Annotated in this window: 3 protein-coding genes and 1 pseudogene; all 4 read left to right on the top strand. The window is 56.3% G+C overall.

Features of this window, described 5'->3' with window-relative positions; all coding sequences use genetic code 11:
• Positions 1-2182 (top strand): annotated as a pseudogene (locus PHS32_RS09460) (hypothetical protein); the annotation flags it as partial.
• A gap of 66 nt (positions 2183-2248) precedes the next feature.
• The gene (locus tag PHS32_RS09465) at positions 2249-3478 is read left to right on the top strand and encodes a glycosyltransferase (protein ID WP_301078689.1); all 1230 of its coding nucleotides are present in this window, start codon (positions 2249-2251) and stop codon (positions 3476-3478) included.
• A 48-nt stretch (positions 3479-3526) separates the two neighbouring features.
• Complete coding sequence (locus tag PHS32_RS09470) at positions 3527-4261, top strand: GNAT family N-acetyltransferase (protein WP_301078691.1); 735 nt, start codon at positions 3527-3529, stop codon at positions 4259-4261.
• A 141-nt stretch (positions 4262-4402) separates the two neighbouring features.
• Positions 4403-20107, top strand: a complete 15705-nt coding sequence (locus PHS32_RS09475; protein WP_301078692.1) for a hypothetical protein — start codon at positions 4403-4405, stop codon at positions 20105-20107.
• The last annotated feature ends 67 nt before the right edge of the window (positions 20108-20174 follow it).

A 20174-nucleotide genomic window follows, 5' to 3' on the forward strand; every position in this document is an offset into this window, starting at 1 on the left:
GCTGATACACAACATTCAGAACCTGAGTATCTTGGGTTCGACGCAGCAGGACCTATTGCTAGCGTTGGGCAGCAACGGAACCTACGTAGGTGGTGCTGGAACGGACACCTTGTACGCCGACTGGAGTACAGCTACTTCTACCATCACCTGGATCAACAACCCTGCGGGGCCGGCACAGACGGTCAATGACACCAGCATCTCGGGTGTGGAACGCATGCTTGTTCTCACCGGCAGTGGGAATGATTCCATCAGCAACACCACAGTCAATACCAACGATGAGATCGTCACCGGGGCTGGCAACGACACGATCAATGCTGGCTTGGGTAGCGACCGGGTTGATGGTGGTGCTGGTGATGACACGATCAGTGTGATAGCGAACTGGGGCGAGTCGGACACGATTGAAGGCGGTACGGGGGTCAACAAGCTGACGGTGGATGCATCTGGCATGGTGTCCACGACACCGCTCTACTCCAGCAATTCATATCAGATCCCATATCAAGCCAACGCGTACCTGCTGTGGGATGGCCTGAATGCATCAGGCGCGTGGATGTCGGCGGTGGATGCTAGTTCCTCGATGGCCTCAATCCAGACACTGCTGACCGGGGCAGACAAGCTGCATCTGCGCACGAACGCTCAGACTTCCAGTTATGGCTCTGCTCAAGGCCATGGTGTGCTGATACACAACATTCAGAACCTGAGTATCTTGGGTTCGACGCAGCAGGACCTATTGCTAGCGTTGGGCAGCAACGGAACCTACGTAGGTGGTGCTGGAACGGACACCTTGTACGCCGACTGGAGTACAGCTACTTCTACCATCACCTGGATCAACAACCCTGCGGGGCCGGCACAGACGGTCAATGACACCAGCATCTCGGGTGTGGAACGCATGCTTGTTCTCACCGGCAGTAGGGATGATTCCATCAGCAACACCACAGTCAATACCAACGATGAGATCGTCACCGGGGCTGGCAACGACACGATCAATGCTGGCTTGGGTAGCGACCGGGTTGATGGTGGTGCTGGTGATGACCTGCTCGATGGTGGCAGCGGCTCCGACACCCTGATCGGCGGCACTGGCAACGACACCTACGTGGTGGACGTGCTGACCGACGTGGTGACCGAGCTTGCCAATGAAGGCACCGACACCGTCCAGACCGGCATCTCCTACACCCTGGCTGCGCTGCCCAATGTGGAGAACCTCACCCTTACCGGAGTTGCTGCCATCAATGGCACTGGCAATGCTGAGAACAATCTGCTGGTGGGCAATGGCGCGGCCAATAACCTCAGTGGTGGGGCAGGCAACGATACGCTGGACGGCGGTTTGGGTAACGACACCTTGGTCGGAGGAGCGGGCAACGACATCCTTGACGGTGGCGAAGGCAGCGATCAGGCTACCTATTCTGGCATTCAGGCCAATTACACGGTAACCAGAACCGCAAGCGGCTTCACGGTGACTGACAACGTTGGCACTGATGGCATCGACACCCTGACGAATATCGAGAAACTGGTTTTTACTGATGCCACGCAAACGCTGGGCAAGGCCGTCGATCTGATGGCCTACAGCTGGAATGCGCACACCTTGCTCGAAGGGGTGAGCATCAGCAGCACCAATCAAAACGGAACCACCAATGCAAGCGGTGCCACCAGCTTTACTGCCGTTACCGACCCCAGCTTGACGCTCACCGCCAGCCGCACCATCCCGGGCGCAGAAGCCACAGCGACATCGAGCGCAGTGAACCTGCAAGATGCCATAGACATCCTCAAGATGATCGTCGGTCTGGACGTCAACGGTGCAGGCAAACCAGTCTCGCCCTACCAGACCCTGGCAGCCGACTTTGACGGCAATGGCACAGTTGGGCTGACCGATGCGATTGATGTCCTCAAACACGTTGTGGGCCTGACAGCACCCGAGCCGACTTGGCACTTTGTGAATGAAGTTGATGCGAGCGTACCAGGTAAGACCGGCCTAAACCCAGGCACACCGCAGACAACGGTGACGGTAGACCTCAGCGGCAGTAGTCCAGTGCATGTCGGGCTGGTAGGGTATTTGACTGGCGATGTGGATGGTAGCTACGCCGGTGCGGCAGGAGCAATGGATCTAGATGCGACCCAGCCGGCCTATTTTCAGAATTTGATTGCCACCACAGGCGTGAATCCTTCGCAGTTTGGGGTGTATGGATGAGGTCAACCCAAGGTAGATACCCGAGTGGCTTCGTTCCAATCCACCACCCGCCAGAATGATTGCGCCATGACCCGACAAAAATTTCTTTTCATCCATCAAAACTTTCCTGGTCAGTTTGTCCACGTCGTTGGGGAGTTGGTGCGGTTGGGCCACGATGTGGTGGCGTTGGGCATCAAGGGGCGGACGCTGCCGGGTGTCAGGTACATCCGTTATGCGCCCAAGGCGTTGGGACGCATCTCGGAAGTGGAATTGACAAGAGATTTTGAGACCAAAATACTGCGCGGTTTGGCTTGTGCTGAAGCAATGGAGCAGCTCAAAGAAAGTGGCTTTACGCCGAATACGGTGGTGGCGCATCCAGGCTGGGGCGAAGCCTTGTTTTGCAAGGATGTATGGCCTGGGGCAAGGCTCATTATGTTTGCCGAATTCTTTTATTCGGCGGACGGTGCTGACTACAATTTTGACGCCGAGTTTGCCCATGACAGCCTGATCGACCGGGCCCGTTTGCGTCTCAAAAACAGTGTGCATCTGCACGCCCTGCACACCGCCGATGCAGCCTACACGCCAACCCAATGGCAACTAAGCCAGTTGCCGGTCGAGTACCACCCCAAGCTGAACGTTATTTTTGACGGCATTGATACCGCAGTGGTAGCACCAAAGCCGCAAGCCTTGATTCAACTCAAAAGGGACGGCCTGAGACTGACGCAGGCAGACGAAGTCATTACCTTTGTCAACCGTAACCTGGAGCCGTATCGAGGTTTTCATGTGTTTATGCGTGCTCTGCCAGAAATCTTGAAGCAACGCCCCAAAGCGCATTGCCTGATCGTAGGTCGGGATGAGGTCAGTTACGGCTCGGCTCCAAAAGGCGGTGGCAGTTGGCGGCAAGTGATGTTGGCCGAGGTCGGAGCGCAGCTACCGATGGAGCGTGTTCATTTTTTGGGGCACCTGGCGTATCAGGACTACCTGCGGGTGATCCAGATCTCGACTTGCCATGTCTACCTGACTTACCCGTTTGTGCTGTCCTGGAGTTGCCTGGAAGCCATGAGCGCAGGCCGGGTGGTGGTGGCCAGCAACACCGAACCAGTGCAAGAGGTCATTGAGCACGGCATCAACGGCCTGTTGTTTGATTTTTTTGATGCTGCGGCGCTATCGAAGCAGGTTATCGATGTTCTGGCTGACCCGGGAGCTTACCGCGATATTGGCAAGCGAGCCCGCAATACGGTGGTCGAACGGTATGACCTGAAGACAAAATGCTTGCCGCAGCAAATCGATTTGATTGGCCGATTGGCTTCCCGGTAGCCAACAATGAATTCAACACAACCAATCAAGTCAGACGGCAAGGAACTGATGAAATCAGCCCGGGTTCTTGAAGACGCGGGCCAATATCGGCAAGCCTACAGTTTGCTACAGCGTTGTGATCAATTGTTGGCAGCGGACGGATCGGAAGAGGTTCTGCGCGGAATCGTCAAGGCAGGGCTTTGGCGTCTGGCGCCGCTGTGGTGGGCCAAATTACAGCATGGTGGCATCAGCCTGCGGCGCTGCCAGGCGGATGATGCAGATTTCTTTCAAAAGTGCTTTGCCGATGAGCAGTTTTGCCGGCAGTTCAACCGGCAACAGCCGTGGCGCGGCAAGCTGGCTTTGGCATTGGAGAAGTCCGGCAAATTGCCACCCATCCAGACGGGGCTGTTGATGTGGGTTGTTCAGTCCAGTTCCAGGGGGCCGATTGGCTTGGCCAGTTTGAGCAATATCGACACCGGGAACCGCCGAGCAGAGTTGGCGATTGGCTTTCCGGGTCAAATCCTGACCTCTCTGGGTATCAAGACCACCTTGATGATGCTGCACTTTGCATTGGTGATGATGCCCCTCAACAAGGTCTATGCCTACGTCTACGAAGACAACCCGCGGGCACTGCATAACGCGCTTCGCCTGGGTTTTGTGCATGAAGGTAAGTTGAGCGATCACTTCAACCTTGCCGGACAAGGCTTCGTTAGCGTCAACATCATAGGGTTAACCCGTGCTCAGATGGCGTGCAACGCAAATTTGAAAATTCTTGCCAAGCGAAAAATCGGACAAAGTTGGTAACCCGCTGACCAGGAAAAATTTTGCTTATATCCCCCAAATGGGGGATATCGCTTAGGTAAAGTAAGTGTTACAAAGAGTAACATTTTTTTGTCTCTGATGGCCGTTCGTATTTCGAACGAAGCCTAATGTGAAGGGTTCGTCATGACCGCTCCAGTCCTCACTTCCAGTGCCGAGACCACCAATTTTGTCGAGGGCGACAACACCCCGTCGCTTCGGTATGTGATCAATCCGGCCTTGACGATTGCCGATGCCGACAGCACCACGTTTGCCAGCGCAACCGTCAGCATCACCGGTGGTTATCAAAGTGGAGTTGATAGTTTGATATTGAACCTGGATGCGTCCACCGGCAATATCACGCGATCCTGGTCGGCAAGCACTGGCGTGCTGAGTTTGAGCTCAGCGGGAGCAGCGGCAACGCTTGAGCAGTGGCAGGCGGCTTTGCGTTTGATCACTTACTCCAACAACTCGCAGACGCCAACCGGCGGTGATCGAAGTATCAGCTTCGTGCTGAACGATGGGACGAGCGATAGCGCGGTTGTAACCAAGATCGTCACCGTCAGTCCAGTGAATGACGCGACCAGTCTGGGGGTAGGGCGAGTTTCGACGGACCTTGGGGCTTCCGAATACGCGCAAGCCATCACAGTTTTGCCAGATGGGAAGATTTTGGTGGCGGGCAGTAGCCGGGTGGGTTCTGGTCAGACCGCACCTTACTCGTTCGCAGAAGTTCGATACAACCCAGACGGCAGCCTGGATACCAGTTTTGGCAATCAGGGGACGCGTATCACCGAATTCGTGAATGGTCCGCAAGGCAATGCGATATTCAACACAATCATGGGCCCGGACGGGAAGGCGACGGCTCTTGGCTATATCGTCAATGACAGTGCATTGTCAGTGCCCGATACGCGATGGGCGATTGCGCGTTACAACGCCGACGGAAGTCTGGATACCGGTTTCGATGTCGATGGCAAGCAAACCTTTGATTTGCGAAATTACTCCAACCTGAATCACGCTGCCTTGCAAGCCGATGGCAAGATTCTGGTCACTGGGGACCAGGGAACCAATCCTGTTTGGTACGGGGATACCGGTGTGCTGCGTTTTAACACTGATGGCAGTGTAGACACGAGTTTTGGTACCGGTGGTTTAGTGAATCTGGGTTTTGGAACCGACAGTGCTGGTGAGCGTGTGTTGGCTCTTCCGGATGGCAAGATCTTGGTTGCCTGCATGGTGGGCGGTGCCGGCGGCGATCTTGGTTTGGCTCGACTCAATAGCGATGGAAGTCTTGACGTCACTTTTGATGGTGATGGCATCCTGACTACTAGCCTGGGCGCTTCGCTTTCTGTGCGGGTAATCGACGCCAAGCAGCAAGCAGACGGTAAGACGGTGGTGTTGGCAGGTGCTTCAGATGCCTTGACTACGGCGAACAATGCGGTTTTGCTGAGGTACAACCCTGACGGTAGCCTCGATACCAACTTTGACTCCGATGGCAAAGTTTCAGTCAATGCAATTACCCCAAAGCAAGTCACGCTCCAGCCCGATGGAAAACTACTGGTTGCCGGCAGTTCCCAAGGCAACTTTTGCGTGATCCGCTACAACTCGGACGGTAGCGTAGATACTTCGTTCGGTACGGCAGGCAGTCTCACTGCGGACTTCGGCACCGGTGGAGATACTGCCTACACGGTCGCTGTCGACGACGCCGGCAAGCTACTGGTTGCTGGTGGTTCCAACGGCAACTTCGCCCTGGCACGCTACAACAGCGACGGCAGTCTGGACGCCAGTTTTGAAGGCCATGCTCAGCCAGCATCGGGCGGCAGCGTTGTGCTGGACGGCCACGCCGCCATAGCAGACCCTGAAATGGGGTTAACCGGCTATGGTGGCTCGTCTCTCACGCTGATGCGCGAGGGTGGTGCCAGCGCCAACGATGTGTTTGTCGCCAAAGCGGGTGGCACCTTAGGCGACTTGACTGACGGCGGCAATCTGACGATTGGTGGCACTGTCATCGGGACTGTGGTCAGCAACCATGGTGGGACACTGGAACTAAGTTTTACCAGCAGCCTTACTGGATCAGTGGTCACCGGCGCCAGCCAAACGTTGGTCAACAGTGTGTTGCAGCAATTGGCTTACAGCAATACCACTGACCCTGTGGGAACGACGGTTCAGATTGCTTGGACATTCAACGACGGCAATACCGGGGCACAGGGTCCCGGTGGTGTGCTGACAACGGTTGCAAGTTCAAGCATCAAGATCAGTGCCGACAACGGCGTTGCCATTACGGGTACTTCTGGCAATGACACGTTGAGCGGTGGCACGGGTAACGACTACCTGACAGGCGGACTCGGCAATGACACCCTGACAGGTGGCGCGGGCTCAGATCTTTTCGGTTTCTGGAATGCCAATGGCGATGTGTCGGTAGACACGGTCACCGATTTCGTTGCCGGCATCGGCGGTGACAGCATTTCTGCTCCCCTCTCACGTTTGAGCAATTACACCAGCGGTAGCAACCCGTTTACCAGTGTGCATGTGCGCCTGACGCAATCAGGCCCCGATACCCTCGTAGAGGTGGACGCTGACGGGGCCACAGGCCCGGGCGGCTACCAGACCATGGTGGTTTTGAGCAACGTGAGCAAAGCCAATCTGGTGGCCAGCAATTTCAATGGTGTCGATCCTTATGCCAATCTGGGTACCGACCTGGCTGACTCGTTGACTGAAACTTCGGGGAATGATCAGATTAACGGAGGCGGTGGCAACGACACATTGATCGGCTTGGCTGGCAATGACACTCTGTATGGGGGGCTTGGTAACGACCTGCTCGACGGTGGCGCCGGTGTAGATCAACTTTTCGGCAACGACGGGAACGACAGCGTTACCGGAGGTGCAGGCAATGACATCCTTTATGGCGGCGCTGGGGACGACACATTGGACGGCGGTGCTGACACTGACGGTGCATATTACGCTGACGCCACTGGACCGGTAACTGTCAATCTGGCGCTGGGGTCAGCCAGCGGTGCAGGCATTGGTTCGGACACTTTGATCAGTATCGAGAACGTCTACGGAAGTCAGTATGCCGACACCTTGATTGGCAGTACCGGAAATGACACTTTATACGGACAAGGCGGCAACGACTTGTTGAATGGCGGTGACGGGAACGATCAGCTCTACGGCAACGACGGCAACGACAGCATCACGGGCGGCGCGGGTTATGACGTTTTTTACGGCGGACTTGGCGACGATACGCTCGATGGCGGTGCTGACAATGACTACGTTCAATACTACGACGCCACTGGCCCGGTAACCGTCAACTTGGCGCTGGGAACGGCCACTGGTGCTGGCATTGGCACAGATACCCTGATTAGCATCGAGCAGGTCTACGGCAGCCAGTATGCCGACGTCCTGATTGGGGGTACCGGGAATGACTTTTTGATTGGTCAAAATGGCAATGACACTCTGACCGGTGGTGCCGGATCGGACTTCTTTCAACTCCGCACCAGCAGTGCCGACACCTCGGTGGACACGATCACCGATTTCAGCGCAGGGGTGGGTGGTGATAGCCTGTACTTCACGACTTCGGGTTTTACCAACTACAGCGGCAGCAACCCCTTTGCCAGCGGTCACGCTCGCCTGACACAGTCAGGCACTGACACCCTGCTTGAGCTCGACACCGATGGCCCCACAGGCGTGGGTACCTTTCAAACCATAGCGATACTGAACAACGTCACCAAAGGCAACTTGGTGGCCAGCAATATCAATGGCTGGGACCCCAACGCCATTGCAGGGACTACAGCAGCGGATTCAATAATCGGTACCGCAGGCAATGACTATATCGATGGTGGCGCGGGCAACGACACGCTGACTGGGCTGGGCGGCAGTGACTCCCTTTTTGGAGGAACTGGCGACGACGTGCTCGATGGTGGTGACGGCAACGATCAGCTCTACGGCAACGACGGCAACGACAGCATCACGGGCGGCGCGGGTTATGACGTTTTTTACGGCGGACTTGGCAACGATACGCTTGATGGTGGCGCGGATTCAGATTTGGTTCAATACTACGACGCCACTGGCCCGGTAACCGTCAATTTGGCGCTGGGAACGGCCAGTGGTGCTGGTATTGGTACAGATACCCTGATTAACATCGAGCAGGTCTACGGCGGTCAGTATGCCGATACGTTCACTGGCGGTGCGGGAAATGACAATTTATATGGACAGGGCGGTAATGATTCGCTCAATGGAGGTGACGGGAACGATTACCTTTCAGGCGACTACGGCAACGACACCCTGACCGGTGGTGCCGGATCGGACTTTTTCCAACTCCGTAACAGCAGCGCCGACACCTCGGTGGACACCATCACCGATTTCAGCGCAGGCGTGGGCGGCGACAACCTGTACTTCACTACTGCGGGTTTTACCAACTACAGCGGCAGCAACCCCTTTGCCAGCGGCCATGCTCGCTTGACTCAGTCAGGTGCTGACACACTGCTTGAGCTCGACGCCGACGGACCCAGTGGTGCCGGTACTTTCCAAACCGTAGCGATACTGAACAACGTCACCAAAGGCAGTATGGTGGCGAACAATATCAATGGCTGGGACCCTAACGCCATTGTTGGCACTGCAGCAGCGGATTCAATAACTGGCACTGTAGGCAATGACTACATCGACGGAGGCGCAGGCAACGACACGCTGACTGGGCTGGGCGGTAGTGACTCCCTTTTCGGAGGAACTGGCGACGACGTGCTCGATGGTGGAGATGGCAACGATCAGCTCTACGGCAACGACGGCAACGATAGCATCACGGGTGGTGCGGGTTTTGATAACCTTTACGGCGGACTAGGCAACGATACGCTCGATGGTGGTGCAGATACTGACTACGTTCAGTACACCGATGCCACCGGCCCAGTAACCGTCAACTTGGCGCTGGGAACGGTCACTGGTGCTGGCATTGGCACAGACACGCTGATCAGTATCGAAAACGTCAGTGGCGGTCAGTATGCCGACACCTTGATTGGTAGTGCGGGAAATGATACTTTATACGGACAAAACGGCAACGACTCGCTCAATGGCGGTGACGGGAACGACTACCTTTCAGGCGACTACGGCAATGACACTCTGACCGGTGGTGCTGGTTCAGACTACTTACAACTCCGTAACAGCAGCAACGATACCTCGGTGGATACCATCACCGACTTCACCGTAGGCATTGGAGGCGATTCTCTTTCGATCCCGACCTGGATGTTGACCAACTACAGCGGCAGCAACCCCTTTGCCAGCGGTCACGCTCGGCTGACCCAGTCTGGCACCGACACACTGCTTGAGCTTGACACCGATGGCACCACAGGCGTGGGTACTTTCCAAACCATAGCGATATTGAACAACGTCGCCAAAGGCAACTTGGTGGCAAGTAATTTGAATGGCTACGATCCCAACGCGATTGTGGGTACCTCAGGAGCTGATTCAATAACGGGCACCGCTGGCAACGACTATATCGACGGCGGTGCGGGCAATGACACCTTGAATGGCTTGGCGGGTAACGACACTCTGTACGGTGGCCTTGACAACGACGTCATCAATGGCGGAGATGGTAATGATCAGCTCTATGGCAGCGACGGCAATGACACCGTTTACAGCGGCGCCGGAAACGACAACTTGTACGGTGGGCTTGGTAACGACGTGCTCGACGGTGGAGATGGCAACGACCAGCTTTTCGGCAACGACGGTAATGACAGTATCACGGGAGGTGCGGGCTTTGACAACTTTTACGGGGGAGCCGGGGACGACACGCTGGACGGAGGCGCCGACTCCGACAATGTTCAATACGACGACGCGACAGGCCCAGTCACTGTCAACCTGGCGCTGGGCACAGCTACAGGGGCGGGCGTTGGCGTCGACACTTTGCTTAGCATTGAAAATGTCTGGGGTAGTCAATATGCCGACACCTTGATTGGCGACGCCAACAGCAACAGCTTGACGGGTGGCGTCGGCAACGACACACTGACCGGTGGTTTGGGTTCTGATTTCTTCCAACTCCGCACCAGCACTGCCGACACCTCGGTGGACACTATCACCGATTTCACCGCAGGGGTGGGGGGCGACAACCTTTATTTCACAACTTCAGGTTTTACCAACTACAGCGGTAGCAACCCCTTTGCCAGCGGCCATGCTCGGCTGACCCAGTCAGGCTCCGACACATTGCTTGAGTTGGACACTGATGGACCCGGTGGCGTGGGTGCGTTCCAAACCATAGCGATATTGAACAACGTCGCCAAAGGCAACTTGGTGGCCAGCAATGTCAATGGCTGGGACCCCAATGCCATTGCAGGAACCGCAGGACCTGATTCAATAAGCGGGACTACTGGCGATGACTATATCGATGGTGGTGCCGGCAACGACACGCTGACTGGCTTGGCTGGCAATGATCAGCTTTACGGCGGGTTAGACAACGACGTGATTGATGGTGGAGATGGCAACGACCAGCTCTACGGTAACGACGGCAATGACAGCATCACGGGTGGTGCCGGCTACGACAACTTTTACGGCGGACTAGGCAACGACACGCTTGATGGTGGCGCGGACACCGACTCCGTTCAGTACTATGACGCCACTGGCCCGGTAACCGTCAATCTGACGCTGGGAACGGCCACTGGTGCTGGCATTGGCACAGACACGCTGATCAGCATCGAAAACGTCTATGGCAGTCAGTATGCCGACACCTTGATTGGTGGTGCGGGAAATGACCTTTTGTATGGCCAAAATGGCAACGACACACTGACCGGTGGTGCGGGATCTGACAATTTCCAGTTTTGGAACAGCGGTAACGATACGTCGGTCGACACTATCACCGACTTCACAACTGGTGTAGGAGGCGACAGTCTCTACTTTCCAGCTTGGCGCTTAACCAACTACACGGGCTCTAACCCGTTTGCCAGCGGCCATGCTCGGCTGACCCAGTCAGGCACCGACACACTGCTTGAGTTGGACACTGATGGCCCTGGAGGCGTCAATGTATTCCAAACCATAGCGATACTGAACAACGTCACCAAAGGCGACTTGGTGGCAAGTAATTTGAATGGCTATGATCCGAACGCCATTGGCGGCACGGCAGCAGCCGACTCACTAACCGGCACCGCAGGCAATGACTATATCGATGGTGGTGCGGGCAACGACACGCTGACTGGCCTGGCGGGTAACGACACTCTGTACGGTGGTCTTGATAGCGACGTCATAGATGGCGGTGATGGCAACGATCAGCTCTTCGGCAACGACGGCAACGATAGCATCGCGGGTGGTGCGGGCTTTGATAACCTTTACGGCGGACTAGGCAACGACACGCTCAATGGCGGTGCAGACAATGACTACGTTCAGTACACCGACGCCACCGGCCCGGTAACCGTCAACTTGGCGTTGGGAACGGCCACTGGCGCAGGCATTGGTGTCGACACGCTGATTAGTATCGAAAATGTTTCGGTTCAATTCAATCAGTATGGCCACGTTCTGATTGGCGATGCAAACAACAACAGCCTGACTGGTGGCAAGGGCAATGACAACATCACCGGTGGCGCTGGTGATGACGGGCTTTATGGTGGCATGGGAGGTAATGACATCCTTGATGGCGGTGATGGCAACGATACACTTTCAGGCGACACAGGCAACGACACACTGACCGGAGGTGCTGGCTCGGACTATTTCCAAGTTCGCACCAGTGGTACCGACACATCAGTAGATACGATCACAGACTTCACCGCTGGCAATAGCGGCGACAACCTGTACTTCACTACTTCGGGTTTCACTAATTACGCCAGTGGTGCCAACCCCTTTGCCAGCGGCCATGCTCGGCTGACCCAGTCAGGCACCGACACACTGCTTGAGTTGGACACTGATGGTCCTGGTGGCGTCAATGCATTCCAAACCGTAGCTTTACTGAACAACGTTACCAAAGGTAACTTGGTGGCAAGTAATTTGAATGGCTACGATCCCAACGCGATTGCAGGTACCGCAGCAGCGGATTCAATAACTGGCACCGCAGGCAACGACTATATCGATGGTGGTGCGGGCAACGACACGCTAACTGGCTTGGCTGGCAATGACACGATTTACGGTGGCCTTGATAACGACGTCATAGAGGGGGGAGATGGCAACGATCAGCTCTTCGGAAACGACGGCAATGACACCGTTTACAGCGGCGCCGGAAACGACAACTTGTACGGTGGGCTTGGTAATGATGTGCTCGACGGTGGAGATGGCAACGACCAGCTTTTCGGCAATGACGGTAATGACAGTATCACGGGCGGTGCGGGCTTTGACAACTTTTACGGGGGAACTGGTGACGACACGCTGGACGGAGGCGCCGACTCCGACAATGTTCAATACGACGATGCGACAGGCCCAGTCACGGTCAACCTGGCGCTGGGCACAGCTACGGGGGCAGGCGTTGGCACAGACACGCTGATCAGTATCGAAAACGTCAATGGCAGTCAATATGCCGACACCCTGATTGGCGACTCCAACAACAATAGCTTGGCGGGTGGCGTCGGCAGCGACACCCTGACTGGTGGTTTGGGTTCTGATTTCTTTCAAGTCAGCACCAGCAGTGCAGACACCTCGGTGGACACCATCACCGATTTCAGCGCAGGCGTGGGGGGTGACAACCTTTACTTCACGACCTCAGGCTTTACCAACTACAGCGGCAGCAACCCCTTTGCCAGCGGCCATGCTCGGCTGACCCAGTCAGGCACGGACACCCTGCTTGAGCTCGACACCGATGGCACCACAGGCGTGGGTACCTTCCAAACTGTAGCGATACTGAACAACGTCGCCAAAGGCAATTTGGTGGCCAGCAATATCAATGGCTGGGACCCCAATGCCATTGCCGGCACCTCAGCAGCGGATTCAATAACTGGCACTGTAGGCAATGACTACATCGATGGTGGTACTGGCAACGACACGCTGACTGGCTTGGCGGGTAACGACACTCTGTATGGAGGCCTTGATAACGACGTCATAGATGGCGGCGACGGAAACGACCAACTCTTCGGCAACGACGGTAATGACAATATCACGGGCGGTGCGGGTTTTGACAATTTTTACGGGGGAGCTGGTGACGACACGCTGGACGGAGGCGCCGACTCCGACAATGTTCAATACGACGATGCGACAGGCCCAGTCACGGTCAACCTGGCGCTGGGCACAGCTACAGGGGCAGGCGTTGGCGTCGACACTTTGCTTAGCATTGAAAATGGCTGGGGTAGTCAATATGCCGACACCCTGATTGGCGACGCCAACAGCAACAGCTTGACGGGTGGCGTCGGGAACGACACGATCACCGGTGGTCCCGGCTCGGACTTTTTCCAGTTTTGGAACTACAACACAGATACTTCTGTGGACACGATCACTGACTTCACGGTAGGGGTGGGGGGTGATGGCCTTGGAATCCCAACTTGGCGTTTAACCAACTACACCGGAGCCAACCCCTTTGCCAGCGGCCATGCCCGGCTGACCCAGTCAGGCACCGACACCCTGCTTGAACTCGACACCGATGGCCCCACAGGCGTGGGTACCTTCCAAACCGTAGCGATACTGAACAACGTTACCAAAGCCAACCTGGTGGCAAGTAATTTGAATGGCTACGATCCCAACGCGATTATGGGTACATCAGGAGGTGATTCAATAACTGGCACCGCAGGCAACGACTATATCGACGGCAGAGGTGGCATTGACCGGGTCGACTATCAATACTCCAAGGCCGGGGTCACGGTCGATCTTGCCAATAACACGGCCAGCGATGGGTATGGCGGTACCGATACGCTGCTCAATATCGAGAACGTTCGAGGCTCGCGGGACTTCAACGATTCCATCGCGGGCAATGCGGCGGACAACCTGCTCGAAGGTCTGGGGGGCAACGATACCCTTTGGGGTGGGAGCGGCAATGACACCCTCATCGGGGGAGACGGCAACGACTACCTTGACGGCAACGCCGGGGCCGACTCTGTGTTGGGCGGCACGGGCGACGATTACATGCAAGGGGCAGACGAGTCAAACGACACGCTCGATGGCGGTGACGGCAATGATGTTGTGTCTTACAACTTCAGTGGCAGTAACACGCCGGTCAGTTTCACGGCAAGTGGCACCAGCACCCAGCCCGATGGTCTGGGTGGCACCGACACCCTGCTCAACATCGAACAGATTCACATTTTTGGGGGCACTGCCGGAGATACCTTGGTAGGCGATACGCGCTACAACTGGCTCAATGGCAACGGTGGTAACGACACTCTGACCGGCGGTGCTGGGGGGGACACCTTTGCCTTTGACACCTCGCAGGCCAACGGGGTCGACCGGATTACGGACTTCAGTGCCGAAGACAACCTGAATTTGCAAAACTTCACTATCACCAGTCTGAGTGCTGGTGATGACGCCAGCACCTTAAGTAAGGGTGCTGTGCTGGTCGGCACTCCAACCGGTGGTGTGACCACGATTCGTGTGGGCGTGGATGCAACCCCCGGTGCTGACCTGAGCTTCGAGCTTCAGGGGAACTTCGCAGCATCGGACTTTTACTACCAGAATTACAGCTTCGGTGCGAATATCAACTACATCCCGGGCAGTACGATCACTGGCACCGACGGTGCAGACACTCTCAATGGGACGATGGGCGCTGACAACATCAGTGGCCTGGCGGGCAATGACAACATCAACGGACAAGGCGGTAACGACACACTCATCGGTGGCGACGGTAACGACTACCTTGACGGCAACGCCGGAGCCGACTCTGTGTTGGGTGGCGCGGGCGACGACTACATGCAAGGGGCGGACGGGTCAAACGACACGCTCGATGGCGGTGACGGCAATGATGTTGTGTCGTACAACTTCAGCGGCAGTAACACGCCGGTCAGTTTCACGGCAAGTGGCACCAGCACCCAGCCCGATGGTCTGGGTGGCACTGACACCCTGCTCAACATCGAACAGATTCACATTTTTGGTGGCAGTGCCGGAGATACCCTTGTAGGCGATACGCGCTACAACTGGCTCATCGGCAACGGTGGTAATGACACCCTGACCGGCGGTGCCGGGGGTGACACCTTTGCCTTTGACACCTCGCAGGCCAACGGAGTCGACCGGATTACAGACTTCAGTGCCGAAGATAACCTGAATTTGCAAAACTTCACTATCACCAGTCTGAGTGCTGGTGATGACGCCAGCACCTTGGGTAAGGGTGCTGTGCTGGTCGGCACTCCAACCGGTGGTGTGACCACGATTCGTGTGGGCGTGGACGCAACTCCAGGTGCTGACCTGAGCTTCGAGCTTCAGGGAAACTTCACCGCATCTAACTTTCACTTTAGCAACGACGCGTTCGGTGCGAATATCAACTACGCACCGGGCATCAACCTCGTTGGCACGGCAGGGAATGACCAACTCAACGGGACCATGGGCCCTGACACCATCAGCGGGTTGGAAGGAAACGACACCCTTGACGGACAGAGCGGCAGCGACTCGGTGATGGGTGGCGCCGGCGACGACTACATTGTTGCTGCTGATGGATTCAATGACACCATTGATGGTGGCGATGGCTATGACATCGCGGGCTATTACTTTGGTGATGTCAACACACGAGTCACTTTCACCGCTACCGGCACGAGCACGCAACCCGATGGGCGGGGGGGCACTGACACGCTGCTGAACATTGAAGAGCTAAACATTCAGGGCGGCAGCGCTGCCGACACGTTGGTGGGTGATGCGCGGCGCGACTGGATCATGGGTAATGCCGGTAATGACACGCTAACCGGGGGCGCTGGCAACGACTCATTTGCGTACAACATGTTACAGGCCAGTGGTACAGACCGGGTCACTGACTTTAGTGCGACCGACGACTTGTACTTCATGAACTTCTCGATCAACAAGTTGAGTGGGGGCGATGACGCCTCTGCCTTGGCTAAGGGCGCCGTACTGGTTGGCACTCCCGTGGGTGGCGTGACCACAATCAGTGTGGGTGTGGACGCCACCCCAGGCGCAGACTTGACGATTGAACTCGAGGGCAACTATGCCGTCTCTGGTCTGTACTTCAGCAACGACCAGAACGGCGGCGCGCACCTTAGCTACGTGCCGGGCACTCTGGCGACAGGCACGGCAGGTGATGATTCCCTCTTTGGTAACTTGGGGGCCGATACCCTGTTTGGTGGCGCAGGAAATGACTCTCTGGTCGGAGCGAACGGCAACGACTCGCTTGATGGCGGAGACGGCAATGACACGTTGATCGGCGGCAATGGCACCGACACGCTAACCGGTGGTGCTGGCTCTGACCTATTCTATGTACGCCAGAATGTCGCCGATACGTCGATAGATGTCTTCACCGACTTCACAGCGGGTGAAGGGGGTGACCGACTCGTAATTCCCACGAACCAATTCACCAATTACACCAGTAGTTCCAACCCCTTTGTCAGCGGTCACGTTCGAGTGACCCAGTCTGGTACTGACACGCTGCTTGAGTTCGATACTGATGGTCCTGGTGGCGCCAACGGATTCCAAACCGCGGCGGTCTTAAGCAACGTAGTCACGAGCAACTTGGTGGCCAGTAATTTCACGCCTCTCTTTGGCACGGCAGCTGACGACAACATGACTGGTACGAGTGTTGGGGACACGATGTACGGTGGCGCGGGCAACGACACCATCGCTGGTTTAGGGGGCAATGACGTTCTGTACGGAGATGACGGCAGCGATAGTCTGCTGGGTGGGGCGGGGGCCGACACGCTGATTGGCGGCGCCGGCAGCGACACGCTGGACGGCGGGTTGGTGCTGGACCGCATCAACTACAGCGACAACAATTTCGCCAACTACTCTTTTGCGACCGCAGCCGTCAACATCAACCTCTCTGGCATCACAGGGGACGGAAGTGTGGGCAGTGGCACCGCCAGCGGCGACGCCTCGGTCGGCGCAGATACCCTCATCAACATTGACATTCTGCAGGGCTCGAATTTCAACGACACCATCGTTGGTAGCACTGCACTGATTTTCGAGCAAATTGACGGCGGTCCCGGCAATGACACGCTCGATGGTGGCGCCATCACAGACACGCTCAACGCCGACAACAGCAACCGTGTCTCTTACCAAACCGCCACCGGTGCTGGTGTCACGGTGGACCTTATTGCTGACACGGGCGTGGGAGCAACGGGCAGCAATGCCGGTAGCGACACCCTATCCAACTTCAACCAGGTGCGCGGCAGCAGCTTTGACGACACTCTGCTTGGCTCCAATCGGACCGACGTGACCGAGTCCTTTGAAGGCAGAGCAGGCAACGACAGCATTGATGGCCGTGGCGACTTTGACATGCTTCGTTACGACAGCGCTGGGGGAGGTGTGACAGTCAACCTGGTCACAGGCACAGCCACAGGCACTGGCGTTGGCACGGACACCTTTATCAACATCGAGGGTGTGATTGGATCAGCGTACGCAGACAACCTGATAGGTGGCAACGCCGCCAATGGCGTGACCGTCAGTGACGTGCTGAGTGAAGTATTCCGCGGTGGTGCGGGCAACGACACCATTGATGGTGGCCAGGGTTACGACCGCGTGGACTACACCAGTTCCACTGCAGGTGTGAATGTGGTCCTGAATGACACGCTGAACGGAAGTGCCAGCGACGGTCTGGGTGGTACAGACGTGCTGCGCAACATTGAAGGTGTGCGTGGCTCTGCCTTCAACGATACATTGACCGGTAGTAACACGGCAGCCTTTGAATCTTTCGAGGGACTCGAAGGCAACGACAGTATCGACGGCATGGGTGGCATTGATCGGGTGGACTACAAGGTTGCACGATCCGGTGTGATAGTGAACCTTAGCACGGGTACGGCCAGCGATGGTTACGAAGGCACCGACACGCTACTCAACATCGAGAACGTGCGTGGTTCGCGTGATTTCAACGACTCCATCACGGGTAATGCAGCGGACAACGTGCTCGAAGGTTTGGGTGGCAATGACACCTTGATGGGTGGTGCCGGCAACGACACCGCGATTTTCAGCGGTAATCAGAGCCAATATGCGATTACGCCAATTGCTGGTGGTGGTTGGCAAGTGGAAGATCTTCGCGCCGCGGCGCACTACGACACCAACACCAACACTTGGTCAAGCAACGATGGAATCGATCAAGTCCATGAGATTGAAACCTTGCGTTTCGCCGATGGAGATCGCGTACTCAATGGCGGGGCAACCGAATTTATAAAAATTGACCACCTGTCGTTGACACAGAATGCCGCGAACAACACGACGGTGGTCAAGTTCAACGTTCACTTCGATGCTGACGCAATAGAAGGTTCCAAGGTTGAAGGCGCAATCGTCGATTTAGTCTATGACTACAGCAAAGTGAGCGCTGCGCAAGCTACCAGTGCGAAATACATCGATTCCACCTTTGGCACGGAGAGCAACGTCTGGAGTAACGTCGTATCAAACTTGGTGGGTGCATCTGCCAACGGGAAGATTGCACTTACGGCAGCCACCGACGCCGCCAACCCCATCATTGATGCGAATGGAGATGTGCTGACAGTCACACTACAGGTCAATAGCCTTGTGAGCGCATTCCAGATCGGACTCGAATCAAAAGCGGCAGGGGGCGACACATCGATTGTCACGGCAGACAGCATCACCCACAACGTCGATGTTGGCAGCACCAAGACAGCCAGACTCTCCAACGGTTCCGTGACTATCTCTGGCGAGCCAACACAAGGTCAAACCCTTACAGCAGCCGTCAGCGATGTCGATGGCGTAGGCAGCGTCAGCTACCAATGGAAAGCTGACGCAGTAGACATTGTCGGTGCAACCAAAAACACCATCACCCTGAGTGAGAACCAAGTCGGAAAGACCCTCACCGTAGCAGTCAGTTATCTTGACGGCAACGATACAGCCGAAGCCCTCACCAGCAACGCCACTGTTGCGGTGGTCAACGTTAATGATGCACCCGTGGGCGAAGTAAGCATCAGTGGTGGAAGCACGCCGGGTAGCATCCTGACGGCTTCCAACAATTTGTCTGACCTCGACGGGTTAGGTGCAGTAAGCTACCGGTGGCAATCTTCGGAGAATGGCACAACCGCCTGGACTGACATTGCGGGAGCCACCAGCACTACTCTGACCCTGAGTGCAAGCCAAGGGGGTCACTTTCTGCGCACCCTGGCCAGCTATACCGATGGACATGGGACAGTAGAAGCCGTTGGCAGCAACGTTATCTCTCTGGGCTCCACCGTGGACCTGCTGGCTTACAGTTGGAACGCCCACACCCTGCTCGATGGAGTGAGCATCAGCAGCACCCATTACAGTGGCACCACCAACCAAAGCGGTGCGGCGAGCTTCACTGCTGTGACCGACCCCAGCCTGAGCCTGACAGTCAGTCGCGACATCCCCACGGCAGAAGTGGCAGCGACATCGAGTGCGGTTAACCTGCAAGATGCCATAGACATCCTCAAGATGATCGTCGGTCTGGACGTCAACGGCGCAGGCAAACCAGTTTCCCCTTATCAAACCCTGGCAGCAGATTTTGATGGCAATGGCACTGTGGGCTTGACCGATGCGATTGATGTTCTCAAACACGTTGTGGGCCTGACAGCACCCGAGCCGACTTGGCACTTTGTCAACGAAGTCGATCCCAGCGTACCAGGTAAGACCGGCCTAAACCCAGGTACACCGCAAACAACAGTGACGATAGACCTCAGCGGCAGCAGTCCGGTACATGTCGGTTTGGTGGGATATCTGAGCGGAGATGTGGATGGCAGTTACGCTGGCACGGCAACTGCTGGGGATCTGGATGTTACTGATCCGGCTTACTTCACCTCACTGGTTGGAAGTCATGCTGAACTGACTGCTTCGCAATTTGGGGTTTATGGTTAAGTGAGAGCTGACCAGAGCGCAAATACCCGTTTTGCAAGGGTGACCCCACCCGACGCTGTAATCGTAA

This window comes from Rhodoferax sp. (assembly GCF_028714215.1).
In the GTDB taxonomy this organism is placed as follows: Bacteria; Pseudomonadota; Gammaproteobacteria; order Burkholderiales; family Burkholderiaceae_C; genus Rhodoferax.